Below are 25,819 nucleotides of genomic sequence, written 5' to 3'. Positions count from 1 at the left end.
AGTCAATCCAGCCAAACAGCATCATCGACAAAAATCGGCACGCGCCAACCGGTATTGCCGCACGCGTTGAACCTCGGTTTATTGCAGCACAAACTTCAAACCGATCACGAGCAACAAGGTTGCCAGGGCCGGACGGAGAAATTGCTCCGGAATCTTCGCGCTCAAGTGGCTACCCAGCCAGATACCCGGCAGAGAACCCGCCAACAAGCTCAACAGCAATTGCAAATCGAAGTTTCCGAGACTCAAGTGCCCAAGCCCGGCCACTGCGGTCAATGGAATCGCATGGGCCAGATCGGTGCCGACAATTTTCAGCGTCGTCATTCTCGGATATAGAAATAGCAGCGCGACGGTACCCAGCGCACCGGCTCCCACCGACGACAGGGTCACCAACACGCCCAATATCGCGCCGGTCAACACCGTTGCAAATCGCTCCCAACTCGGCGAAAACCGGCCACTGTTATCCTGATTGCTATGCTCGTCGTCGATTTCTTCTTTCGCCGAATGACGTAGCATCCAGCTACGAACCAGCAACGCGCAGGCCGTCAGCAACAAAGCCACGCCCAACGTGAAAGTAATCATACCGGTGGTTTCCTTACCGACCGCCATCAGATTTTTCAGCACGTAAAGCGTCATACCCGCGAACGGCAAGCTACCCAGCGCGAGCCAACCGACGATGCGCCAATCCACGGACTTGTGCTTACCGTGATGAACAAAAACGCCGGCGGTTTTGGTAATCGCCGCGTATAACAGATCGGTACCGACCGCGACGGCTGGTTTGAAACCGAAAAGGAACACCAACAACGGCGTCATCAAAGAGCCGCCGCCGACGCCGGTCACGCCCACCAGCAAACCGACTACAAAACCCGACAGCGTATACATTAAATTCATAATTTCCGGCCTTCTATTTCGTTAATTCAGATAAGCGCGGACATTATGCCAGTGTTACCGGTCGGCATTTTAATGATAAAAATGAATACTATTATGCCTTTTTCAGATACAAAAACCCGCAGCCTCGATTGCCACCATCACTTTGGCAATCCAGCCAAGTCGCCGGCGGACTCCAAGGTCGCACGCTCCACCTTTTACAACCGCGAGCGCGGTACTTAGCGAAATAGCGATTTCCGGTAAAGATATAAATGCACGCCTAAATTGGCGACGAACAGGTAGCCCGTCGCCGCATGCCAGTGCCGCCAGCGTTTTCGGCGCACCGTAGTAAGTGCCAGCGAGGCCGCCAGACTCCCCAACATGGCGATTTTGTTGTAACGGTTAATGCGCTTCTTGGTCAACAGCGGCGGCGTTAACGTGTCGCCCAACACCTTGTCGACGGCGGCATCGAGATGAGTTTCCAGCACCGCCATGTCTATATCGCCGGGATCGAAACTCACGACGACACTGCCGGTGCGTGGATTGGCTTGCCATTGGGTAATCGCCGTGATGTTTGCCAACTCCCGGCTAAGTTGAGTTTGTCGAGCCGGGTCCCGCAAGCCTTTGTCGCGTATTCTGATTCGTCCAGGCAACGAAGATACAATTCTGCTCATGCAATCGGTTTATCATTGAAAATTGAAAGGATCGCCGCACACGGAGATGCGACGACTAATCGCTCGCTTCCGGCATTTCGACTCGAAACCAGGCGGCATATAGGGCTGGCAAAAACAATAGGGTCAGCAACGTGGCCACAGTGAGCCCGCCCATGATGGCGACCGCCATGGGGCCGAAAAACGCGCTGCGCGTCAGCGGAATCATCGCCAATATCGCCGCCGCCGCCGTCAACACGATAGGGCGAAAACGCCGCACCGTGGAATCGACGATGGCATCGAAATCGGCACGGCCGGCCGCTTTATCCTGATCGATTTGATCGACCAGGATTACCGAATTACGCATGATCATGCCCGACAACGCGATCGTGCCCAACATCGCCACAAAGCCGAACGGCTGATGAAACAGCAACAAGAACAGTGTCACGCCTATCATGCCAAGCGGCGCGGTCAATACGACCAACGCGACTCGGGAAAAACTTTGCAACTGAATCATCAACACCGTCAAGACGCTGATGACGAACAGCGGCATACCGGCAGCCACCGACTCGCCGCCTTTCGCCGACTCCTCGACCGCGCCGCCGGTTTCCAAGCGATACCCGACCGGCAGCTTACGTTTGAATTCGGCCAGATCGGCCTCGATCCGGGCCGAAACCATCGGCGCCTGGATGTCGCCGTACAGATTCGCCCGCACCGTCACGGTCGGAATCCGATTCCGGCGCCAGATCACGCCCTCCTCAAAGCCGTATTCCAGAATCGCGATTTGCGACAGCGGCACGCTATGCCCGCTCCTGGTAGGCAACATCAGATGTTGCAATAGCGATAAATGCTGGCGCTCAACCTTGGTGCCGCGAATCAGCAAATCGATGCGCTCGATGTCCTCGCGAAACTCGGTGACGTACAATCCCTGCAAAGCGCCGTTGATCAGATTGGCAATGTCGTTGGAGCCAATGCCGAGCAGACGAGCCTTGGATTGATCGACATCGACCCTGACGACTTTGACCGGTTCCTCCCAGTCCAATTGCACATTGGACAAATAAGGGGTGGCGCGCATCGTATCGGCCACCTGTCGAGCCAGACGGCGCAATTCGCTCAAATCCGGTCCGGATACCCGAAACTGCACCGGAAAACCGACCGGCGGGCCGTTTTCCAAACGCAGAACGCTGCCCCGCAAATTGGGGAAATCCTGTTCGAACAATTGAATCAAGCGAAGCCGCAGCGCCTCGCGTTCCGCGGGTCCCTGAGTCAAAACCACGAATTGGGCAAAATTGCGCTGCGGTAACTGTTGATCCAACGGCAGATAAAAGCGCGGACTGCCGTTGCCCACATAGGCCACGTAGTTTTCGATGCCGGATTGCCGGCTCAACCAATCTTCCAGTTTTTTCACCTCGGCTTCGGTCGCCGCGTAAGATACGCCTTCGGCCAAACGTAGATCCACGACGAGTTCGGGCCGGGTCGAATCCGGAAAAAATTGTTGTTGCACGAATTTAAAACCGACGATCGCCCCGACGAACATTGCCAACGTAATCGTAATCACCAACCAACGATGCGAGACGCAGCCGGCCACCAACCCGCGAAACCGGCGATAAAAAGGCGTCTGGTACAAATCGTCGTGACCGGTCGCCTCGCTGCCGATTCCCGCGCGCGCCAACCAGCGGGCAAACACCGACGGTCGGGCGTGGCGATCTCGGTAATTCGGCAGTAGCCGAAATCCCAAATAAGGCACAAACACCACCGCAGCGACCCAAGACACCAACAACGCAATCACCACCACCTGGAAAATCGAGCGGGTGTATTCGCCGGTCGAAGATTCGGCGGTGGCGATCGGCAAAAAACCGGCGGCGGTGACCAAGGTACCGCTGAGCATCGGCATCGCGGTCGAGGTATAGGCAAAGGCCGCCGCCCTGGTACGCTCCCAGCCCTGCTCCATTTTCGAAGCCATCATTTCGACCGCGATGATGGCATCGTCCACTAGCAAGCCGAGCGCCAAAATCAACGCGCCCAACGAAATCTTATGCAAACCGACGCCGAACAAATGCATGAGCCAAAAGGTGATCGCCAATACCACCGGTATGCTAATGGCCACGACGATGCCGGTACGTAATCCCAGCGACATCAAGCTAACCGCCAACACGATCACGACCGCTTCCGCCAGCGATTTGACGAATTCGTTGACCGATCGCTGCACGGCTTTAGGTTGAGACGAAACCGGATGCAGTTCCAGACCGACCGGCAACTGGCTTTGAATTTGGGTGACCGCGGCGTCCAGAGCCTTGCCCAGCCGAATGATGTCGCCGCCGTCACGCATGGCGACACCGAGCAATAAGGATTCTTGACCGTTAAAACGCACCTTGTCCTTGGGCGGATCTTCGTAGCCCCTGCCGACTGTCGCGACATCGCCGAGGCGAAATTCCTGATTGTTAACCCGGAGTCTCACATCCCGCAAGGCCTCCACCTGGTCGTAGCGACCGGATACGGCGATCCGGACGTGCTCGTCGGGCGAGTCGAAACTGCCGCTGCCGGTGACCAGATTTTGGGCCTGTAGGGTCTGCAGCATGCTGACCACATCGATACCCATCGTCGCCAACTTGGCATTCGACAAATCGACGTAGATACGCTGTTTTTGCTCGCCGAAAAAATCCACCTTGACGACGTCCGGCACCCGCAACAATTCGGCGCGTACCGTTTCGGCGTGCCGTTTCAATTCGGCGTAGTCGTAACCCGGCCCTGTCAACGCGTATAAATTGCCGTAGACATCGCCGAATTCGTCGTTAAAGGTTGGCCCTTCGACGCCGTCGGGCAGGGTATAGCGAATATCGCCGACCTTTTTCCGCGCCTGATAAAAAATATTGGGGACTTCGCTGGGCGGCGTCGAATCGAGGGCCGACAGAAATATCAATGATTCGCCGGCTCGCGAGTAGCTGCGCAAGGTATCCAGCCACGGCACTTCCTGGAGTTTTTTCTCGAGTTTATCGGTGACCTGCCGCTCGACCTCTTCCGCGCTAGCTCCAGGCCAACCGGTTCTTATCACCATGATCTTGAACGTAAACGGCGGGTCCTCGGATTGCCCCAGCTTGGTATAAGACGCCATCCCGACCAACGTCATTACCAGCATCGCGTACAGTACCAGCGCCGGGTGGCGCAAGGCCCACTCGGACAGGTTGAATCCCTTCATGGCCGACTCCGCGACGGCACCGCTCTGACGATCTGGCCCGGCACCAAGGTCTGAACACCCGCCGCGACGACTTGCTCCCCACTTTGCAAACCCTCTAGGATCAGCACGCCATCCTCACGGTAATCGCCGGCCCGCACCGGTCTGGGCCGCACTTCGCCATTGGCTGGATTGACGACCCAAACCACCGTCCGTCCGTCCCGCTCGGTCAACGCCGGCGTCGGCAGCAAATAGGCGGCGGTATCTTGCCGATAAAAACGCACCCCGGCCGTCATGCCCAAGCGTACCGCCGCATCGGGATTCTGAAGCGCCACCCGCACCTGGAAGGTGCGGGTGGCGCTATCGGCGGCCGGCGCCACCTCCCTGACCCGGCCCTGATACGTCACCCCCGGATACGCCCATAAGCGGACTTCAGCCGGCGTATCGACCGCAATTCCAGCCATCCGCGACTCGGGTACCGCGATCGCTACCTCCTTGGCTTCGGCCACCGCGATCCGAACGATGGGTTCGCCAGCCGCGACAACCTGCCCCGGCTCGGCGCGGATCTCGGTCACCACGCCGTCGCGTTCGGCCAATAGATGGGTATAGCGCGACTGATTGCCGGTCACGGCGGCCTGAGCGCGTGCCTGCTTGGCGCGGGCGGCGGCGGCCTTGTACTGGGCTTCCTGAATATCCAAGGCCTGATTGGAGATAAACTTGCGGGCGTACAATTGCCGCTGCCGGTCCAATTCGGCCTGCGCCAGCGCCAGATCGGCTTCGGCGGCCCGCACTTCGGCCTGGGCGGCCTGAGTGGACAAGCCGGTATCGACCGCATCCAACTTCGCCAACATCTGACCGGCCACGACCACGGCGCCGACGTCGACGTTGCGTTCGATAATCTTGCCGGCGATCCTGAAACCCTGCACACTTTCGTATCGCGAACGAACCTCGCCGACCAGCGTGGTCGGCGCTTCGGCAGTGCGTTCCCCCACCGTCGTCACCAATGCCGGCCTGGGCGGCGGCGGCGGCGGCACCGGTTGCTCGCAGCCGATCAACATCAGCAGCGGCAACATCGCAAACAAAAACTTCATTGAATTTCCTCGAGAGGTGAAATGGCGTTGGACGGGATACGGCTTCAAGCGGAAGCGGCCATGGCCTGCAAGATGGTTTCCAGCGGCACCAACGAAATTTCGGCGCTGAACAACAAGGCGTTGTCCGCGCGAAATAGCCCGTAACATTCGTAATCCAGCGGCGTGGCGCGCAGATCGCCGAAATCGTGTTCGGCGCAATTGGCGGCCGGTTTGATCAGAATATGTAAAGCGTCGTTACTGCGTAATTCGGCCAACAGCCGCCGGTCGATGCTGATTTTGTGAGAGGTGTACACCATCGGATTACGCTCGAAGTCGTGCTGCCATTTCAACGCTTTTTCCAATAAGGCACTGGACAACAGCGCGCAAGGAAACAACTCCGGAAAACCGACGACATCCTGAATTTCGTCGATGTATTCCGATTGATCCCGCAATGAGCCGCACAGAAAATTCTTGGCATTGCTGTTCATCATGAACTTGCGTTTCAGGAAATAGCCGTTCGGCAGAAAGCAGCGATCCGGCTGGATCCGCATCTCGCCAATGCCGAGCAAATCCGGCTTGCCCGTCACCAACGGCCGGGTGGTTTCCTTTTTAAAGCCCATCAACGCCAGGCCGCCATCGGCCTTGACCGCGATCCGGTTGCTCAGTACCGGCTCGGGTTCGAGTTTGAATTGCGACTGTTTGATCTCGACCGCCACGTGTTGACCCGGCTTGACCGCGTTGGCGAAAGTAAACTGGTAATTGCTGAAATGCAGACCGTGCTCGGCAATCAACCGCTCTTCACCCAGCTCGCGGCGGAAATCCGCCACTTTGCCCTCGACCAGCGATTCCAACTGAAACCCCATCACGATCGGGCCGGCGAACGGATTCCGACTGATCCGACCCCACTTCTTACTGTCGTGAAACAGGTTGAAGTCGTCGGTGGAGTTGCGGGCGACGTCGATATGCAGCTTGCTGAAAATTTCCGAATTCATGACATCCTTGGGTTCGAGTTGGCAACGATGACTAAGCGCCGGCATGCTATCACCGATCGCATCGCCGGAAAATTGGCCGGAATTGTCGCCGATCAAATCGCCGGCACGATTCCGCTAGTCGCGATCCATGGCATCGGTACATGCGAAATCCGCGATAAGAGTACCGACGCAAGTCAAGTCGGACCGGGTAAGTTTAGCGCGAGACGCGACTCTCGTTTGTCGTTGCCGTTATTCCTCGAGGCAGCACACCTTGTTACGCCCGGTTTGCTTGGCTTGGTATAGCGCTTGGTCCGCCAGATTCAGCAAGGTATCGATGTTGACGCTGGATTCGCGCAACGTAGCGATACCGATGGACACGGTGAACCGTAACGGCAACCCCGACGCCAGCGCAATTTTGCTGGCGGCGACGATGACCCGCAAGCGGTCGGCCACTTCGACCGCTTTTTGCAAACCGGTTTCAGGCAACAACACCGCAAATTCCTCGCCGCCCAAGCGGCCGGGAATGTCGATTTCGCGGAGCGTCTCGATGAAGATTTGCCCCATTTTCTGCAAAACCCTATCCCCGATCGCGTGGCCGTAAGTATCGTTAATGGCCTTGAAGCGATCGATATCCAGCATCAACACCGACAAGTGGTTGCCGTAACGCTGTACCCTGGCCAGTTCCAGTTCGGCCTGCTCCATGAAGTACCGCCGATTGGGGATACCGGTCAGATAATCCAGATGAGCCTGTCGTTCCAATTGTTCCAGCAAATGTCGGCGATCGGTGATGTCCTGTACTTGCGACACGAAGTACAAAATCCGGTCTTCGCCGTCCCGAACCGCCGAAACGCTCAGCAAAATCCAAATCAGCCGGCCGTCCTTATGAAAATAACGTTTTTCCATCTGATAGCCGGTACCGTCACCGTCCAACAGCGCTTGAACTTGACTCAAATCGGTTTGTAAATCGTCGGGATGGGTGATGTCTTGAAAAGTCAGACCCAGCAATTCCGCCTCGCTGTAACCGACGATCTTGCACAACGCGGCGTTGACTTGCATGAAACGGCCATCCGGTAAAACCAACGCCATGCCGATGGCGGCGGCGTCGAAGGTGGAGCGGAAGCGGGCATCCAGTTCCTGACGCACGGTTTCGCGCTCGCGAAGTTCGGTCACATCGTCGTAAATCGCCACCAATTCGCCGCTGGGCAATTGGTAAACGTAGTTGTCGCGCCAGCCGTCGACCCGTCCGTCCCGGTAATGCGCGGATGGAAACGCCTCGGCCCGACCCGTCGCGGCGACCCGGCGCAATACCGCCGCCAAACCGAATTCGGCGGCGCCCGGAAACACCTGACTCAACGGGCGGCCTATCACTTGGTCACGCTGAATCTTGTCAATTGCCTCGGCCGCTTTATTAAAGGCCAGAAACACGAAATCGCTGGCTTCGGCGTCAATCGGCAAATACACGGCAACACCGCTGCTCATGTTTTCGAATAAGGCCTGCAAGCGCGCCTCGCTATCCGTCAATGCCTGCTTCTCGCGCTGCAACTGACTATTGCGTTCGTGCAACTCCAGGGTACGTTCCTCGACTTTTTCAGCCAGCCGCTGACTTAACGTCACTAATTCCTCGGCGGTCTGCCGCTGGCGCAAGCGATCCAGTCCGTATGCTCCGAGAATTTGCGCCAGATCGGCGTACATGCGGGTGATTTTCTCCAAACGCTCTCGAGGCACCACCGGAATCTTGGCGATGGCACGCAAATACGCTTCTTCATCGAATTTCAGATTCTGTGCTCGCTCCCGGAAATAATCGGAGTCGGGCGACTCGGTAAAACACTGGCCGGTAAAAATATTCGCGACATGATAACCGTCGACGATAATCGGCATCGCGCAGTCCACCAAACCGTTCAGGCAAGCGTAAATCGCAAACGCCTCTCCCTTCAGCAAACTGGCGGCCAATACCGTATCGCTGTCCAAACAATTGCCGCGAGTGCGGGGATCGACGCGATGATAGAGCGCGCAGGCTTCTTGCCAACCGGAGTGGGTGATAACGACGCCGTCGGTATCGATGACGGCGTTGGCGATGCCAATCAGCTCGCATAACCCGTCCATCAATGTCTGCAAACTCGCGACATCGACAAGATCGGCAAATTTTAGATTGGCAACGGCCATGGCAAAGCACCAGGAGTCGTGGATTTCGGACCGAGACCAATGCTGCGCGCGGTCCGGGGCGGCGTATCTTACTCCCGCGGTGACGCCAAAGAAAAAAAATCGCCCGGCGGGAACCGGACCGAATCAGGACAGGGCTTTGGCCGCCGCTCAAGCGAATTCTAGGCCACTTTACGGTCATAAACGCGCCGCCCCAACACGGCATCCCTCACGGATTCCGCCAGCATGGTCAGGCGGTAGGTGCCGGCTTCGCTAACCTTAAGCTCGCCCAAGACGGCAGCCAAATGCGCCATCGCTACGTCGTAATGCGCGTCGTCCGGATGGAATTTCATCAAACACCGATGCGCCGGACATAACAAGTTGTTCGCGCGTGCTTCCTCCGCGCGGACGACGTCCGGCAAAGGCACGAAATTATGACCGGCCGACGTCCTGGGCTTGGGACTGTCGCGTCCGAAAGCCACCGCGAAATAAGCATCCAACAGCTTGGACGCGTCTAAGTCGCTGGATAAGGCCACGTTCAAATAGGCCTTTAGTGCCTTGGCGTGTTCGGCAACCGGGCGATTGTTGAAAAATCGGTTGATCCGATAATCGTCGAGCATCTTTTCGCAAACGCGATCGACGATAGCGCCGACAAGCACGGCGTCGGAGAATTCGGAACGGGCGGAAGGCAGTCCGGAAACCACGGTAGTTGTCATAATCGTCTCCTGGCGGATTGTTGACATAAACCAGTGTTCCCGCGCCTTGCGGATTGTCAAACCGTCCCGCGCCGCGCTTTCGAAATGCTGCTTTCCAACGCCGCGCGCTGCTCGGCGATGCTGTCGCACAGCCGAAACTGCGCTAGGGCGCGTCGCAAGTTGTGCAACGGATCGCTCACCTTGAAATAGCGACTGCCATCCAGATAATCGCTGAAAAATCGCAAACCCAGCTCGAACGGAATCAACCAGATGGCCGCATACAGGCTTTCGTCGGCGGCGGCATCGATAAGATCGCCGCAGACCGTCAAATAACCGCCGAGAACGCGCCGCGCGGTGGACAGATCGAAACGGTCGCCGTCCGTATGACAACAAGAGCGCAAACAATCGCCGATGTCGTAGTGCGGCAGGCCGGGTTTGACGGTATCCAGGTCGATCAGGCCGATAATGCTATCGCTACCGGGCCGGAACAGAAAATTATTGAGCTTGGGATCGCCGTGGATCACTCGCTCGACCAGCTCGCCGCGCTGTTTGGCTTGCTCCAGCACCGGAATAGCGGCCGCGTGGCTCTCAATATAGGCAACGCATTCACCAAAGTCGGCGTCGGCGGCCACCCGTAACGGCAGCTCGAGGCGTTGCAGATACGTCTCGTAATAGGTCGGCGTAATGTGAAAGCCGGGCAAGGTATCGTGCAGCGCTTCGCCCGGCAAATCCGCGCATAAGCGGTGAAACCGGGCCAGCGCCTCGCCGACGGCTGTCGCTTCGGCCGGACGGCTGAGCGCCTCTCGGCTTTCCGACGGGCCAAGATACTCCAGGGCTCGCCAGCTAAATCCCTGATCGTCGATTAGAACGTCGGCGCCGTTCGCACCGGTCAACAAGCCCGGTACTTGCAAGCCGCTAGTTTCGGCGCACCGTGCGGCGTGAGCCGTCAGGCACCGCAAGTTGGCCATCACCCAATCGGGCCGAGCGAACACCTCGGAATTCAAGCGCTGCAGCACGAACCGCCCGGTTGCGGTTGCCGCCGCGTAAGTATCGTTGATCAGGCCATTGCCGAGCGATTCGACGGCCAACACCGACTGCCCGCCGGCAAAATGCTCGGCGATGCCGCGTAGGTTATTCACAAGCCGCCGAGTTGGCGGCGCAGCTCTTGCAGAGCCTGGCCGCGATGGCTGACGGCATTTTTTTGCTCGGGCGCCAGTTGCGCCGAAGAACTTGCGAAGGCCTCCACCCAAAACAACGGATCGTAGCCAAAGCCGTTGCCGCCGAGCGGTTCGCGTAGGATACGCCCTTCCCAAACGCCCTGAGCGACGATCGGGGTCGGATCGTCGGCATGACGCATGAACACCATTACGCAGACAAAGCGGGCCGTGCGCTGGTGGTCGGGCACAGCCGACAGAGCATCGAGCAACTTGGCGTTGTTGTCGCTATCCGACGCAGCCGCGCCGGCGTAGCGGGCCGACAGCACACCGGGCGCGCCGCCCAGCGCATCGACGACCAAGCCGGAGTCATCGGCGATGGCCGGCAACCCGCAATGCCGCGCGGCATTGCGCGCCTTGATGATGGCATTTTCGACGAAGGTCGAACCGGTTTCCTCCGGCTCGACGACCTGAAATTGCGATTGCGGCAGAATCAAATCGTTTTGCAAAATCGCCTGAATTTCCCGAATCTTGCCGGCATTACCACTGGCCAGCACGATGGAACTCATGCGGCGGCCGGCGTCTTGGCGGCTTGCAATGCCGCTGCTTGCTTGTCCAGTAACTCGCGTATGCCGAGTTCGGCCAGCTCCAGCATCGCATTCAGTTCGTCCTTGCGGAACGCATGCCCCTCGGCGGTGCCCTGAATTTCAATGAAAGCACCGGCATCGTTCATCACAACGTTCATGTCGGTTTCGGCCTGACTATCCTCGGCATAATCCAAATCCAGTACCGGCACGCCGCCGTAGATTCCGACCGAAACCGAGGCCACTTGGCCGTGCAGCGGATTTTTCTTGATTCGTTGGGTTTTCAGCATATGTTCGATGGCGATGGACAAGGCCACGAAGCCGCCGGTAATCGACGCAGTGCGCGTGCCGCCGTCGGCCTGCAACACATCGCAATCGATGGTGATCGTGTTTTCGCCCAAGGCTTTCAGGTCGATAGCGGCACGCAGCGACCGGCCGATCAAGCGTTGAATTTCCAGGGTACGCCCGCCCTGCTTGCCGCGACCGGCTTCGCGCTCCATCCGGCTGTGCGTGGAACGCGGCAACATACCGTATTCGGCGGTGATCCAGCCCTCGCCCTTGCCTTTCAGAAAGCGCGGCACGCTAGTGTCGACACTGGCGGTACACAAGACCCGAGTATCCCCGAACTCTACCAACACAGAGCCTTCGGCATGCTTGGTGTAATTGCAGGTAAAGCGTATTTCTCTCAGTTGCTCGGGGGTGCGTCCGCTGGGTCTCATCTGGATCTGCCTTGTCGTAAAATGGCGGGATTATACGCGCTGCTACCGAAGATTTCTTAGCGCCGCCCGGGCAGCAGAAGGTAGCCGGCCAACATTCCCGAGCCGAGTCTGTGATAATAGCCGCCTGTCGAATCGCTCAACGCCCTGTCCCGTTCATGCAACGCATCCATTATTACTACGCCGGCCTGGCCGGATTTTTCGGCCTGTTTTTGTTATTGATGGCCTGGCCCACGCTGCTGGCGCCGCCCAAGCACATTCCAACGGCACTGGTATTGTTGGTCAGCGCCGGTCCATTGCTGTTGCCGATGCGCGGCTTGTTAAACCGCGACCTGAAAAGCTGCACCTGGATGAGCTACCTGAGTTTGCCGTACTTCGTGCATGGCATTATCGAAGCCTATGTCGATCCGGCTAGCCGGACCTACGCACTGGCCGAGGTCGGCTTCAGCCTGTTACTGTGTTTCGGCGCGGGGCTTTACGTCTATAAAGCCGAGAAAATCAGAGGCTAGCCGCGATGCAAGTGCCGCTTCAGTTCGAATTCCAGAGCCATCAGACCTTCGCGAGCTATTACGCCGGCCAGAACGCCGAAATCGTCGGACAACTGCAAAGCTTGGCGGCACCGAACGGGGAACAGCAATTGTACATTTGGGGCGATACCGGCAGCGGCAAGAGCCATCTACTGCAGGCATGTTGCCAACACGCCAAGGCGATCGGCATGGACCCATTTTACCTGTGCCTGACCGCGGCCCGTCTGCCGCCGCCGGCCGTGCTGGAGGGCCTGGATGACATGGCGTTGGTTTGCCTGGATGACCTGCCTGTTTTAGCAGGGCGTGCCGATTGGCAGCAAGCTTTATTCAATTTCTACAATCGCCACCGCCAAAACGGAAACAAGCTGGTATTAGCCGCCGATTGTCCACCTAAATTTCTGCCTTTCGAATTACTGGATTTGAAAACCCGAATGGGTTGGGGACTGACGCTAAAAATCCAGAGTTTGCGCGACGATCAATTAATCGCGGCGTTAAATCACAAGGCGCATTTTCTGGGTTTCGACATTCCGGCATCGGTCGGACGGTTTTTACTGAACCACTACGTCCACGATTTGCCCGCGCTTTGGCTGCTATTAGACAAAATCGACCAAGCGACGCTGGCGGCGAAGCGCAAACTGACCGTGCCGTTCCTGAAACAAATTTTGGCGGGTGAGCTATGAGCAATAAAGTATTGGTGGTGGGCAGCGGCGCGATCGGCGGCTTTTACGGCGCCTTACTGGCCAAGGCCGGTGCCGACGTGACGATGACCTGCCGCTCGGATTTCGAGACCGTCAAACGGCGAGGCTTCCGAATCGACAGCCGGGAGCTGGGCAGTTGGCGGTTTTTTCCGCGGCGCCTGGTGCAACGCGCCGGCGAATACGGCGGCGAGCCGGATTTCCTGCTGCTGTGTACCAAGGTCAAACCCGATTTGGACCGGGCCGAATTGATTCGCGACGCGGTTGGCCCAAATACCGCGATCGTCTTCATTCAAAACGGCATCGACATCGAAGCGGAGTTGCAGGCCGCGTTTCCCGATAACGAACTGATCAGCGGCCTGGCCTTCGTTTGCTGTAACCGGATCGCACCGGGCGAAATTCAACATCTGGCCTACGGCCGGCTGCTGTTAGGCAATATGCCGAGCGGAGTCTCGGACAAAACCCGCCGCCTGGCGGACCTGTACCGGACCAGCGGCATTGAGGCCGAAACTTGCGAAGACATCGTCGGCGGCCGTTGGCAAAAATGCGTCTGGAACGCGCCGTTCAACCCGCTGTCGGTGCTGTCCGGCGGATTGGCGACTCAGACCATCCTGCAGAGCCAGGAATCGCTGATCAGACGTATCATGACGGAAGTCCAAGCCATCGCCGAAGCCGCCGGCCATCCGCTGCCTGCCGACATTATCGAGCGAAATATCGCGATGACTCGAAGCATGCCGCCCTACAAAACCAGTATGTTGCTGGATTTCGAAACCGGCCAGGGTATGGAAACCGAGGCGATACTCGGCAATACTGTCCGCGCCGCCGAACGTTTGGGTTTGGATGTGCCTTGCCTGCAATCCTTATATGCGTTGATGCGCTTACGGGAACAACAGTCGGCGACGGGCCTGGGCGGAAAACACCCGTCACACAATTGACATTCCGTTTTTGCCGATTTTTCGGTTAGAATGTGAAGATTTTCATTGACCTTGTCTTTGAAGAAGCCGCTCGCTGACTTCCAAGTTGCTTGGAAAGTGGAGTCCGGCCGCATACTTCGCTAGAACAGCAGCTATGTGACCCACTAAAACCGTGGCAATGGTGCTGGGGTTAAAGAATTTTTATGTCCATTTTTAGAGTATAACCATGACTGATCTATCGCTTTATAGAAACATCGGGATCTTCGCTCACGTCGATGCCGGTAAAACCACCACGACCGAGCGGATTTTGAAGCTGACCGGAAAAATCCACAAAATCGGCGAAGTACACGACGGTGCGGCGACCACAGACTTCATGGTGCAAGAGCAAGAACGCGGCATCACCATTCAATCGGCCGCGACCACCTGTATGTGGCCGGGTAGTACCAACCAATTTCCGCCGCACCGCTTCAACATCATCGACACCCCGGGCCACGTCGACTTTACGATCGAAGTGTATCGTTCGCTGAAAGTGTTGGACGGCGGTATCGGCGTATTCTGCGGCTCCGGCGGCGTTGAACCGCAATCGGAAACCAACTGGCGCTATGCGAACGACTCCAAAGTCGCTCGCGTTATCTATGTCAACAAACTGGACCGTTTGGGCGCGAACTTCTACCGCGTCGTCAAACAAGTCGAGGACGTACTAGGCGCCAAACCAGTGGTTATGACCCTGCCGATCGGCGAGGAAGAAAACTTTGTCGGCGTGATCGACTTATTGACCCGCAAAGCCTGGATTTGGGATAACTCCGGCGACCCGTTGAAATATGAAATCCAAGACGTGCCGGCCGATATGGTCGAGCAAGTCGAAGAATGGCGCGCCAAACTGATCGACCAAGTCGCCGATCAAGACGACGACATCATGGAAAAATATCTGGAAGGCGAAGAGCCGACCATCGAAGAAATCAAAAAGTGTATCCGCAAGGGCACCATCGCGATGGATTTCTTCCCAACCTTTTGCGGCTCTTCGTTCAAAAACAAAGGCGTGCAATTGGTATTGGACGGCGTCGTCGAATACCTGCCGAACCCGACCGAAGTCAATCCGCAACCGGAAACCGACATCGAAGGCGTTCCGACCGGCGAACACGCGATCGTCGACCCCGAGCGCCCATTCCGCGGCCTGGTGTTCAAAATCATGGACGACCGTTTCGGTGCGCTGAACTTCGTACGTATTTACTCCGGCAAGCTGAAAAAAGGCGACACGGTCCTGAACACCTACACAGGCAAAACCGAGCGGGTCGGCCGGATGGTGGAAATGCACGCCGACGACCGTAACGAAATCGAAACCGCGCAAGCCGGCGACATCGTCGCGTTGATCGGTTTGAAAAGCGTGCAAACCGGTCACACCTTGTGCGATCCGGACAAACCGGCCACATTGGAGCCGATGGTATTCCCTGACCCCGTTATCTCGATTGCGATTTCGCCAAAAGACAAGGGCAGCAACGAAAAAATGGGTATCGCGATCGGCAAAATGGTCGCCGAAGACCCGTCATTCCGCGTCGAAACCGACCAGGAATCCGGCGAAACCATCATCAAAGGCATGGGCGAGCTGCACTTGGATATTAAAGTGGACATCCTGAAACGGACCCACGGTGTCGAAGTGAACGTCGGTAAACCACAGGTGGCTTACCGCGAAACCATCACCAAACGTATCGAAGACGAATACGTCCACAAAAAACAATCCGGCGGTTCAGGCCAATACGCGAAAATCAACTACATCATCGAACCCGGCGAACCCGGCAGCGGCTTCCAATTCGAATCCTCGGTTGTCGGCGGTAACGTACCTCGCGAATACTGGCCAGCCGTCGAAAAAGGTTTCAAAGCCAGTATCGAGAAAGGTGTATTGGCGGGCTTCCCTTGCTTGGACTTCAAAGTCAACCTGACCGACGGTGCGTTCCACGCGGTTGACTCGTCATCCATCGCGTTCGAAATCGCCGCCCGCGCCGCGTATCGTCAATCGATTCCGAAAGCCGGTCCGCAATTGCTGGAACCGATCATGAAAGTCGACGTGTTCACACCGGAAGCACACGTGGGCGACGTGATCGGCGACTTGAACCGCCGCCGCGGCATGATCAAATCCCAAGATCCAGGCGTCACCGGCGTTCGCATCAAAGCGGACGTACCGCTGAGCGACATGTTCGGTTACATCGGCGACTTGCGGACGATGACCTCCGGTCGCGGCCAATTCTCGATGGAATTCTCGCATTACATCGCCTGCCCGAAAAACGTGGCCGACGAAGTGATCAAGGAAGTCAACGAACGCAACAAAAACAAAGACAAGTAAACAGTGGGGCTGCCCCGAGACCGCAAGGTCTCCGAGCAGCCTTTTTTGCGATTTGGCCGCCTGTCTTTCAGGCGTCTCTTTAACGATAAAGCTTGCGCGATGTACGTCAGCTTAATCCCGCACCCCACTTTGGGAGAACACTATGGCATTTGTAATTACCGAAAACTGCATCAAATGCAAATATACCGATTGCGTCGACGTATGCCCTGTCGACTGCTTTCACGAAGGACCCAATTTTCTGGTTATCGATCCGGACGAATGCATCGATTGCACGCTGTGCGAACCGGAATGCCCGGCCGGTGCGATTCACGCCGAAGATGAGCTGCCGGAAGGCCAAGAGCACTTCGCGGCGTTGAACGCCGAATTGGCCAAAACCTGGCCGTTGATCACAGAAGTCAAGGACGCGATGCCGGACGCCGACGAATGGAACGGCAAGCCGGACAAATTTAAATTGCTGGAAAAATAATCCGTTACGGGATACAGGGAGCGCCGCGACATCGCTGGCGCTCCCCGCCAACAACGTAGGCTAACGCTTTAAAGCATCAAATCTCGCCTTTCTCGACGACCGGCATGATCCAATAATGGATACCCGAGCCGGCGAACTCAGCCTTTAAGCGCTCCAAAAGCGCGGAAATCACAATTTTTTCCGAGTAAATCTGAAAACTGGTATTTCTGGGCTCTGCTTCGTCATGCTCGCTGGGCAGCTTGACGATTTTGTGACTGGCCGCGTCCCCGTTCAAGCGCATGGTTTCGAACTCGTCCAAACACTCCATCACCGCCGCTTCCATATCGCCGGGCACGACAAACGAAATCGAAAATTGCTGATGCTGTAGCGTGTTGACAAAGTCGTCCTCGCTATTGAATCGATCCGACGCATTTTTGACGACTTGCAGAAATTTGCCGCGCCGCCGGTCTCCCTTGCGTTTTTCGACAAATTCATTATCGGCTCGCTGATGCTGCCGGGGATCGTTATACCAACTGCGATGGTAATAAGGTCTAACGACCACCATCCGGCCGTTAAAGCGCCGGTTTTTCAAACCCTTGATGACCCGCTGCACGGTCAACTCCGAATCCAGCGTCACCAAGCCGTGATACTCCATGGAACCGAAGCGACTGTCTTGCAGTGCCAGAATCTGCACGTCCACTATCCGGCCCGGCTTCAGGAAAAAGCCGCTTTTCAAGGCCGGACTAATGAATTCGGTAATTTCGGAGTGTCTGGTGTTGGCCGGAATTCTTCTCAGAAATATGTTCATCGGTTCGCTTGCAAAGTGACAGGGTCGGTTTTTTAAACATACGAGACAACTGTAGCATTCCGTACTGAATTCTGCATACCTCGCGGTCAGATTTTTCCGCGCTCCAATGCCGGCAACAACCAATACTTTAAGCCGGCGCCCGCGAAGTCCGCTTTTAGCTTAGTCAATAACCCGGAAATGTTGGTTTTTTCGATAAAAATTTGAAAGCGGACCTTGCGCCGATAACCGCTGACCTGCTCGGCCAGCGACAGGCCCTGGTCGTCCGCGTCGTGGATATTCGCCGGCATACAGGAAAAACTTTGCCGCCACGCCAACGCCAATAAAAAGTCCACGAATTGCTCCTCCAAATCCGGTGGAACGTCGACCATTAGCAGATAAGCCTCATGATTCATTCAGCGGTCTCCTCGCCGCGCCCGTAAGCACGATACAGTATTGGCAACAAAATCAGCGTGAGTAGCGTCGACGACACCAGCCCTCCGGTGACCACGATGGCCAAGGGCCGTTGCACTTCCGAGCCCGGCCCCGAGGCGAACAATAGCGGAATCAAGCCGAACGCGGCGATACTAGCCGTCATTAGCACCGGACGCAGCCTACGGCAAGAGCCGACAATCACGACGCGCGACAATTCCAGACCGGTCGCGCATAGCTGATTAAAGTAACTGACCATCACCACGCCATTCAATACCGCGATACCGAGCAGCGCGATAAAACCCACCGAGGCCGGCACCGACAAATATTCCCCGGATAACCACAGTCCGAACACGCCGCCCACCATCGCCAACGGAATGTTAGACAACACCAGTAAGGCTTGCCGCACCGAACCGAAGGTCGAAAACAGTAATAGGAAGATCAAGCCAAGCGCCAACGGGATCACCAAACCGAGCCGGGCTGCGGCGCGTTGTTGGTTCTCGAACTGACCGCCGAATTCGACGTGAAAACCGGTCGGCAGTCGGACACGTTCCGCGACCGTCTTGCGAGCCTCTTCGACGAAACCGACCAGATCGCGCTCTTCGACATTGCAGCGAATCACGACAAAGCGCTGGCCTTTTTCCCGATCTATCGACACCACGCCTTCCACCGCTTCGATTTTCGCTACCGCCGAAATCGGTATGTGGCTGCCGCTCGGCAGCGTGATTTGCAAATTATCGAAATTCGCGGTGTTGCTGGCGCCGCGCAGTAACAGCGGTGTGCGCTTGACGCCTTCTTGAACGATGCCGAGCTGCAAACCTTCTATCTGCGCTCTGAGCAGATTCTCGATGCCTTCGGCATCCAAACCGTAACGACCGGCGGCCGACCGGTCGATTTTCAATTGCAGAAATTGCATGCCTTCGTTTTTGCGAGTGAAGACGTCGCTGGCGCCGGGTATTGTCTTCAATACCGCTTCGATTTCCTCCGCCTTATGATTCAACACGTTCAGATCGCTGCCGAACAGCTTGATCGCCACGTCGCCGCGCGTACCGGTCAACATCTCGGAAACCCGCATTTCGATGGGCTGGGTAAAGCCGAACGCAATACCCGGCGTGTGCGGCATGACCTTGCGGATTTCCTCGATCAGCGCTTCCTTGGTATGCATCCGCCATTCGGCTTTCGGTTTCAGAATTAAAAAGGTATCCGTGTCGTTGAGGCTCATCGGATCCAAACCCAATTCGTCGGTGCCGACCCTGGACACCACGTGAGCCACTTCCGGAACATGCTCGAGAATGTTTTTCTGCACCCGCACATCCAGCGCCACCGAATCCGCCAACGTAATCGACGGCAATTTTTCGAGTTGCACGATAATGTCGCCTTCGTCCATCGTCGGTATGAAAGTGCTGCCGATTCGACTGAAAACCAGTAGCGTTGCCAGCAACAATCCTCCCGCGACGATAAACACCGTTTTGGCGTTCGCCAAACACCACGCCAACACCGGCTGATACAAAGCCAGTAATTTACGCGGCAGCCAAGGCTCTTCGTGCGACACATTCTTCAACAGAAACGAGGCCAACACCGGAATCACCGTCAGCGACAACAACAAGGAACCGCTCAGCGCGAACACGATCGTCATCGCGACCGGGCCGAACAATTTGCCTTCCAGCCCTTGCAGCGTCAACAACGGCAAAAATACGATGACAATGATCAGGATGCCCGACGTCACCGGCGCGGCGACTTCCCGGGTCGCCCGATAAATCAGGTGCAGGCGCGGCAAATGCTCGGCTTTACGATGGTCGGCGAGTTGGGTAATGATGTTTTCGACAACCACGACGGCACCGTCCACCAGCATGCCGATCGCAATCGCCAAGCCGCCCAGACTCATTAGATTGGCCGACATGCCGAAGGCCTGCATCAGGATAAACGTAATCAGCGCCGCCATCGGCAGTGCCAAGGCCACGGTCACCGCGGCCCGCAAATCGCCCAGAAACACAATCAGCAGAATTACGACCAGGACGATCGCTTCGAGCAGCGCCTGGGATACGGTCGCGACCGCCTTGCCGACCAACACGCCCCGGTTGTAAAACACATTGATCTTAACGCCTTCAGGCAAACTGGGCTGCAATTGCCCCAATTTTTCCTCTAGCAGCGCGATGGTCTGCCGAGCATTGGCGCCGCGCAAGCCCAGCACCACCGCGGTGACCGCCTCGCCGACCCCATCCTTGCTGACCGCGCCGTAACGAGTCAGCGCGCCTATCCTGATTTCGGCGACGTCTTCGATTTTGACCGGCAGACCGTCGCGCTCGGCGACCACGATCGTCGCGATGTCGTGCTCGTCGCGAATCCGGCCTTCCGCACGGACGATCAGTGCCTCCTCGCCCTCGGTCAAGCGCCCCGCGCCATCGTTGGCATTGTTTTTCTTCAAGGCCGCGCTGAGTTGTGCGATGTCGATATGGCGTGCCGCCATTCGAATGTTGTCCGGCACCACTTCGAAACTGCGAACCTCGCCGCCCAAGGCGTTGACATCCGCCACGCCCTTAACGGTCCGCAAGGCCGGCCGTATCGTCCAATCGAGCAGCTCGCGGCGCTGCATCAGAGTCAAATCGCCGCCTTCGATCGCGAACATGAACATCTCGCCGAGCGGCGTCGTCATTGGCGCGATACCGCCCTGAACCCCTTCCGGCAAGTTGCCCCAAATCCCGTTCAGCCGCTCCGCCACCTGTTGCCGCGCCCAATAAATATCGGTGCCTTCCTCGAAATCGAGCGTAATATCGGTGATCGCGTACTTGGCTAGCGAGCGCAGCATGACTTGGTGGGGAATGCCCAGCAACTCGACTTCGACGGGCGCGGTAATTCTGGCTTCGACCTCTTCCGGTGTCATGCCGTTGGCCTTGACGATAATTTTGACCTGAGTTGGCGACACCTCCGGAAACGCGTCGATCGGGATATTGGTGAACGCGTAATAGCCGCCGCCGGTCAGCAACGCGACCGCCAGCATGACCAACAGGCGCTGGATCAGCGCAAAGCGGATCAAGCCGGCCATTATTCGTCGCCCCCTAAACCCAACCAGTTAGCCTTCAACGCCACCGCGCCCTTGACGGCTATTTGCTCGTTACCGGTCAACGGGCCGTTAACCAAAGTCACATCGGCTTGTTTACCAGCCACGCTGACCTCGGTCACCGCGAAGCCTTCGGCATTGCGCACGAATACATAACTATGGCCTTCGTTTTGCGCCAACGCGGTATTCGGCACCCGGAAACCGGTCTGACCACCACCCAGCAGTTTGACGTTGACGCTTTGACCGACGCGTAAGCCCTCGGCCTTGCCATCGAGCACGGCCCGGGCGGCGACGGTTTGGTTATCTCGGTTGACGCTTTGGCCCAGCAAAGCAACGCGGGCGACGATACCGCTATCTTCGACGCCGACGCTGTCGCCAATCTTGACCTGCCCCATCCGTTCTTGCGGAATATTGATTTCCAGCCACAATTGCGAGAGATCGGCGACCCGGAACAGCGGCGTCTGCATATCCAATCGACTGCCCAACACCACCAGCCGTTCCAATACCACGCCATCCAGCGGAGAGCGGATCGCCAGTTGGTTATTCAAGCGCTTGGTTTTCGCCAGTTGCTTAATTTCGCCAACCGACATGCCCGCAAGCTCGAGCAATTGTCTGGTTTCATCGGCCTTGGCCGATTTGCTGCCATGCAACACTTCGGTTTCTTGCAAACGCCGTTCGGCGATCACGCCTTCCTGCAACAACTTTTGGTCGCGCCCTTGCTCGATATCGGCCAAATTATGCTCGCTACCGGCCGTCAAATAAGCCTGTTGCAAACCAACCAACTCCGGGCTGTTCAACGTGGCCAGCACCTGGCCCTTGACCACCCGATCGCCGATATTGACGTGAATTTTAGTGACCAGACCCGCCACGCTGCTGGCGACCAGCGCTTCGCGATCGGCCGGCACAGTCACGCGCGCCGGCGCGTAAAACAGCGGGATGTCCGAGCTGGCGGCAAGAGGCGCCACTCGCACATCCAGATTGTCGATTTGCTGTTGGGACATGCGAATTTGCGAGAGTTCCGCGCTCGCTTGTCCGCAAGACACGATAAAAAGACCGTACAAAAACATCGATCTCACGGCGCTACTCCTACTGCCTGATTATAAAAGGCGATATTGCGTTCCAACTTGACCTCTTGCAGCTTGGCGTTACGAATCGCCTCCAAGGCTCTGGCTTGAATTTTTAACAAATCCAGCAGGTTGATCTCGCCGGCCGAGAAACTGATCTCGGTCATCTTCAAATGGGTTTCGGCGATGTCTTTCAGTTCGTTGGCAATGGCCAGTTCCGCGCGGGTCACTTCCAGGGCATGCTCAGCTTCGTGCAAATTCTTTTCGAGCTGCCGGTACAAATGTTCGCGTTGGGCCATCGCATTGTTCAACTCCAGATTAGCCTTGGCGATTTCCGGCGCGTTGTAAGCATCGCCACCAAACAGCATGACGACGTTCACGCCCACGCTTTCGACATTCTGCCCGCCCCGGCCGTCGCGTTGGCTCTTTGCGCCTACGCCTAGTTTCGGCTGGTTGATCGGATCGGTCGTGCGTATCCATTCGACCTCGGCGCGCCGCCGCTCGATGATGGCGTTGATGGCATCCAACATCGGATGATCGTTGGCGACCGTGGTAATCTCGCTCTGGCGTTCGCGATAGCTACTCGGCACCTTGGTCAGTGTCGTGAGATTGGTGTAGGCCTTGCGGCTGTGCATGACTTCGGCTTCCGCCTGCGTCACCAGCGCCCGATTTTGCAAATATTCGCCCTTGGCCAAAAGCAAGTCGGCGCGCGGCAAATCGCCCAGCTCGACCCGGCGCTCGACCTTTTTCATCAATTGCTCGGAGATCGATAGCGCGTTTTGCGCCTGCTGCAAGCCGATGTTGGCAATTTCCATATTCCACAAGGCATCGCGCACCAGCCGAACGACTTCCAACTTAACCGCTGCCAGTTGTTTTTGCGCGGCCGCGCCGGCGCGATCCGCCACGACCTGACCCGCTTCGCGCTGCCCCCATTTCCAGGTAGTGATCTCCACTTGGGCCGACGCTTCCCGCGAACCCAGATCGTCGGCGATCCGGTCGTCCATGTAACCCAATTGCAAGGCCGTGGAACCCGCCACCCAACTGTCGCTACGCTCGGTCAGAGCCTCGGCCTCCTGGCTCAAAGCCTCGCTGATCAAGCGGTCGGGGTATTTTTCCAAGGTTTGTTCGATCAAGCCCGGTAAACTCAGTTGCGGATCGGTTTCTATCGGATCGAGATGCTCGACGATCATCGGCCCCGCCGACATTGCGTGAACGGGCGGCGGTAACTCAGTGGCCGGCGGCTCCGCCCAACACGCGCCAGCTGACAACAACGCGCCGAACAACGCGTTTGGAATATGACGAAATCCGGTCATATTTTTCTCCGAAAATGTAGGTATGCAGAAATCCAGAATACCCGATTTGAAACGGGTGAGCGCCAAAATACCGAGCTTGGCCGAAGCAAGCCGGACGTCAGCGCGACGTTTGACTAATCAACAGGGAGGCGCGCGAGAAGAATGGAGACTAACACCGGGCTGGATGAGTTCCGGAGGGGGATCGAGACGACGGAATACCAAAGTCGCAGACGCTAGCGGTGCTGGGCCGAATATCGACGTGTCGAACGCATGGGAAAGGTTATCGGCGTAAAATAACGGTAAATTGAGCTTAATTGCCGAACCGACTTCAACCACGGCACTTTGCGCATGGAGCTCGTGATGGATATGGGCCAGCACTTCGTCGGCGTTCGCGGCACGCCATTGCTCGAATTCATGCAAATGCCAGCCGCCGACACCGACTTCATCGCCGACATGCGCATGCACCAGCGGGGCTACCAATTGCAGCAACACCAAAAACACCACGAGAAACCGACGCAAGAATGCAACCATTTTAATGTTTAATACTCTGTATGATGGCGGATTCAGGTAAGCTCGGGTTGTTGCCGTTGGCACGAACCGTTATTCTACTTGAAAAAGACGATCTTACCCCGACTATCGGCATAGACTTCAATCAACACCAGGTAAACCACAACATGAACAACAAAACGCGTACTTTAGCCGGCTTGCTGATCGCAATGGCCTTGGCGTTCGGCGGCATTGACGCGGCCCACGCCAAGCGCATGGGCGGCGGCAAATCGTTCGGCAGTAAACCCAGTTACAGCACGCCGTACCAGCGTCCCACACCCAGCGCGCCGACCAGCCAACCTATCCGCTCGCCGGCTCAGCAACAAGCCGCCGCGCAAAATCAGGCCGCCCGGCAAAACTGGGCCGGACGTGGTGGCCTGATGGGTATGCTGGGCGGATTGGCGTTGGGCGGCTTGCTCGGTTCGATGTTCTTCGGAGGCGCCTTCGAGGGTCTCAATTTGATGGATATCGCGCTATTCGCCGGCCTCGCCTTCCTCCTGTACCGGCTGTTCGCCGCCAAATCCGCGCGCCAGCCCGCCGTTGAAGGCGCGCATGCCCGCGAAGCTTACCCGCCCCAAGCAGATCCGGCGGACTACCGACAACCCGCGCAAAGCACGGCCGGTTTCAACACCGATTTATTATTCGGCAAGGGCAAGGCAGTCGGTAGCGCTCCGGCGCCGCAAGCCTTCGACGCCGGCAACCTGCCGGCCGGTTTCGACGCGAAAGTCTTTCTGAACGGCGCGCAAAACGTCTATCGACATTTGCAAGCGGCCTGGGACAACCGGGATCTGGCGGAAATCCGCAGCCTCACTACCGATAAAGTGTTCGCCGAGATACAGGAGCAGCTGCGCGCTTCCGGCGAAACCCACAGCACCGAAGTGCTGGCGCTGACCGCTGAATTACTGGATGTCCGGGAAGTCGGTAGCGAACTGGAAGCCTCGGTGCTATTCGATGCCACGATCCGCGAAAACGGCGGTCAAGCGAACCCCGTAAGGGAAGCCTGGCATTTTACCAAACCGAAATTCAGTAATGAGCCGCGCTGGTATCTGGACGGTATCCAGCAAATCGAGAATTGAGCATGGCGGCCGACAGTCGCGAGATTCGGCGGCGCTACGACCGGCTGGCGCCGTGGTTCGACGGCCTGGAGAGCGTCCTGGAAGGGCTTTTCTTCCGCCGCTGGCGCAAGCGACTTTGGGCCGAGGTCCAAGGGCAGCACATACTCGAAGTGGGCGTCGGTACCGGCAAGAATTTTCCGTTTTACCCGGCCGACGCTCGCGTGACCGCGATAGACTTCAGCCCCAACATGTTGACGATCGCCCAACGTAAGCGCGAACGCAAGGGCCTGAGCGCGGAACTGGCGTTGATGGACGTGCAGGCTCTGGATTACGCCGATAACTGTTTCGATACCGTGATCGCCAGCTTCGTGTTCTGCTCGGTACCGCGTCCGCGCAAGGGCTTGAAGGAACTTTACCGAGTCTGCAAGCCCGGCGGTCAAGTGCTGCTTTTGGAACACGTATTAAGCGCGAACCGGATCATGGCAGCACTGATGCGGCTGTGCAATCCATTAACCGTCCGTCTGTTCGGTGCCAACATCAACCGAGAGACCGTCAAAAACGTCCAATCCTGCCCCTTCCGGCATATCTACGTCGATCCGGCCAGCGGCGACATGATCAAACTGATCCGCGCGGTCAAGTAGTCCAACGGCATCC

At 57.3% G+C, this 25,819-nt stretch carries 23 protein-coding genes; 7 read left to right on the top strand and 16 right to left on the bottom strand.

Annotated features, from left to right (window positions below):
• Positions 1-78 precede the first annotated feature (78 nt).
• The 10 genes from ACQE3D_RS01605 to rph all read right to left on the bottom strand — a co-directional run bounded on the left by ACQE3D_RS01605 (position 79) and on the right by rph (position 12,018).
• Positions 79-888, bottom strand: a complete 810-nt coding sequence (locus ACQE3D_RS01605; protein ID WP_064029022.1) for a sulfite exporter TauE/SafE family protein — start codon at positions 886-888, stop codon at positions 79-81.
• A gap of 215 nt (positions 889-1,103) precedes the next feature.
• On the bottom strand, positions 1,104-1,538 hold the full coding sequence (locus tag ACQE3D_RS01600) for an HMA2 domain-containing protein (protein ID WP_313729281.1): 435 nt from the start codon (positions 1,536-1,538) through the stop codon (positions 1,104-1,106).
• Between the two features lie 55 nt (positions 1,539-1,593).
• On the bottom strand, positions 1,594-4,710 hold the full coding sequence (locus ACQE3D_RS01595) for an efflux RND transporter permease subunit (protein WP_071160274.1): 3,117 nt from the start codon (positions 4,708-4,710) through the stop codon (positions 1,594-1,596).
• Positions 4,707-5,777, bottom strand: a complete 1,071-nt coding sequence (locus ACQE3D_RS01590) for an efflux RND transporter periplasmic adaptor subunit (protein ID WP_064025301.1) — start codon at positions 5,775-5,777, stop codon at positions 4,707-4,709. The genes ACQE3D_RS01595 and ACQE3D_RS01590 overlap by 4 nt, the downstream gene beginning before the upstream one ends.
• A 44-nt stretch (positions 5,778-5,821) precedes the next feature.
• Positions 5,822-6,748, bottom strand: a complete 927-nt coding sequence (locus tag ACQE3D_RS01585) for a hypothetical protein (protein ID WP_427501175.1) — start codon at positions 6,746-6,748, stop codon at positions 5,822-5,824.
• A 228-nt stretch (positions 6,749-6,976) separates the two neighbouring features.
• Positions 6,977-8,890 (bottom strand): diguanylate cyclase, encoded by a 1,914-nt coding sequence (locus ACQE3D_RS01580; RefSeq protein WP_313729283.1) that lies wholly within the window; start codon positions 8,888-8,890, stop codon positions 6,977-6,979.
• A gap of 158 nt (positions 8,891-9,048) precedes the next feature.
• A complete protein-coding gene (locus ACQE3D_RS01575) occupies positions 9,049-9,582 on the bottom strand; it encodes a hypothetical protein (RefSeq protein WP_281022031.1) in 534 nt (177 codons plus the stop codon).
• 56 nt (positions 9,583-9,638) lie between these two features.
• Positions 9,639-10,700, bottom strand: coding sequence for a phosphotransferase enzyme family protein (locus ACQE3D_RS01570; RefSeq protein WP_313729284.1), 1,062 nt, complete (start codon positions 10,698-10,700; stop codon positions 9,639-9,641).
• Positions 10,697-11,284: an RdgB/HAM1 family non-canonical purine NTP pyrophosphatase gene (gene rdgB, locus ACQE3D_RS01565; protein WP_281022029.1), complete on the bottom strand. Its 588-nt coding sequence runs from the start codon at positions 11,282-11,284 to the stop codon at positions 10,697-10,699. The genes ACQE3D_RS01570 and rdgB overlap by 4 nt, the downstream gene beginning before the upstream one ends.
• Positions 11,281-12,018: a ribonuclease PH gene (rph, locus tag ACQE3D_RS01560; protein ID WP_064025309.1), complete on the bottom strand. Its 738-nt coding sequence runs from the start codon at positions 12,016-12,018 to the stop codon at positions 11,281-11,283. Before rph ends, rdgB begins: the two co-directional genes overlap by 4 nt.
• A 155-nt stretch (positions 12,019-12,173) precedes the next feature.
• Here rph and ACQE3D_RS01555 point away from each other — a divergent pair, with 155 nt between their 5' ends.
• From ACQE3D_RS01555 to fdxA, 5 genes are all read left to right on the top strand, one after another.
• Positions 12,174-12,524 (top strand): DUF2069 domain-containing protein, encoded by a 351-nt coding sequence (locus ACQE3D_RS01555; protein WP_064025311.1) that lies wholly within the window; start codon positions 12,174-12,176, stop codon positions 12,522-12,524.
• A 5-nt stretch (positions 12,525-12,529) separates the two neighbouring features.
• The gene (hda, locus tag ACQE3D_RS01550) at positions 12,530-13,222 is read left to right on the top strand and encodes a DnaA regulatory inactivator Hda (protein ID WP_071160262.1); all 693 of its coding nucleotides are present in this window, start codon (positions 12,530-12,532) and stop codon (positions 13,220-13,222) included.
• Positions 13,219-14,172 (top strand): ketopantoate reductase family protein, encoded by a 954-nt coding sequence (locus ACQE3D_RS01545; protein WP_313729285.1) that lies wholly within the window; start codon positions 13,219-13,221, stop codon positions 14,170-14,172. The genes hda and ACQE3D_RS01545 overlap by 4 nt, the downstream gene beginning before the upstream one ends.
• Positions 14,173-14,377: 205 nt before the next feature.
• Positions 14,378-16,489, top strand: coding sequence for an elongation factor G (gene fusA / locus ACQE3D_RS01540; RefSeq protein WP_071160258.1), 2,112 nt, complete (start codon positions 14,378-14,380; stop codon positions 16,487-16,489).
• Between the two features lie 142 nt (positions 16,490-16,631).
• Positions 16,632-16,955 (top strand): ferredoxin FdxA, encoded by a 324-nt coding sequence (gene fdxA, locus ACQE3D_RS01535; RefSeq protein ID WP_064025319.1) that lies wholly within the window; start codon positions 16,632-16,634, stop codon positions 16,953-16,955.
• Between the two features lie 76 nt (positions 16,956-17,031).
• Here the strand turns inward: fdxA and ACQE3D_RS01530 are convergent, their stop codons facing one another.
• The 6 genes from ACQE3D_RS01530 to ACQE3D_RS01505 all read right to left on the bottom strand — a co-directional run bounded on the left by ACQE3D_RS01530 (position 17,032) and on the right by ACQE3D_RS01505 (position 24,095).
• Complete coding sequence (locus ACQE3D_RS01530) at positions 17,032-17,742, bottom strand: DUF3240 family protein (protein ID WP_064025322.1); 711 nt, start codon at positions 17,740-17,742, stop codon at positions 17,032-17,034.
• An 86-nt stretch (positions 17,743-17,828) separates the two neighbouring features.
• Positions 17,829-18,134: a DUF3240 family protein gene (locus ACQE3D_RS01525; RefSeq protein WP_064025324.1), complete on the bottom strand. Its 306-nt coding sequence runs from the start codon at positions 18,132-18,134 to the stop codon at positions 17,829-17,831.
• Positions 18,131-21,193 carry an efflux RND transporter permease subunit gene (locus tag ACQE3D_RS01520; protein WP_313729286.1) on the bottom strand — a complete coding sequence of 1,021 codons (3,063 nt, stop codon included), beginning with the start codon at positions 21,191-21,193 and terminating at the stop codon, positions 18,131-18,133. The genes ACQE3D_RS01525 and ACQE3D_RS01520 overlap by 4 nt, the downstream gene beginning before the upstream one ends.
• Positions 21,193-22,209, bottom strand: coding sequence for an efflux RND transporter periplasmic adaptor subunit (locus ACQE3D_RS01515; protein ID WP_313729287.1), 1,017 nt, complete (start codon positions 22,207-22,209; stop codon positions 21,193-21,195). Before ACQE3D_RS01515 ends, ACQE3D_RS01520 begins: the two co-directional genes overlap by 1 nt.
• Positions 22,210-22,280: 71 nt before the next feature.
• The gene (locus ACQE3D_RS01510; RefSeq protein WP_064025330.1) at positions 22,281-23,585 is read right to left on the bottom strand and encodes a TolC family protein; all 1,305 of its coding nucleotides are present in this window, start codon (positions 23,583-23,585) and stop codon (positions 22,281-22,283) included.
• Between the two features lie 117 nt (positions 23,586-23,702).
• Entirely contained in the window at positions 23,703-24,095 is a 393-nt protein-coding gene (locus ACQE3D_RS01505) for a hypothetical protein (RefSeq protein WP_157197747.1), read from the bottom strand.
• Positions 24,096-24,238: 143 nt separating this feature from the next.
• Between ACQE3D_RS01505 and ACQE3D_RS01500 the strand changes: the two genes are divergently transcribed.
• On the top strand, positions 24,239-25,186 hold the full coding sequence (locus ACQE3D_RS01500) for a Tim44 domain-containing protein (RefSeq protein WP_064025383.1): 948 nt from the start codon (positions 24,239-24,241) through the stop codon (positions 25,184-25,186).
• Between the two features lie 2 nt (positions 25,187-25,188).
• The gene (locus tag ACQE3D_RS01495) at positions 25,189-25,806 is read left to right on the top strand and encodes a class I SAM-dependent methyltransferase (RefSeq protein WP_064025334.1); all 618 of its coding nucleotides are present in this window, start codon (positions 25,189-25,191) and stop codon (positions 25,804-25,806) included.
• Positions 25,807-25,819: the final 13 nt, after the last annotated feature.

It is taken from the genome of Methylomonas sp. MS20 (assembly GCF_050275925.1).
GTDB lineage: Bacteria > Pseudomonadota > Gammaproteobacteria > Methylococcales > Methylomonadaceae > Methylomonas > Methylomonas koyamae_A.
Note: the sequence above shows the minus strand (reverse complement) of the source record. Positions and strands in the feature narration are given on the sequence as shown.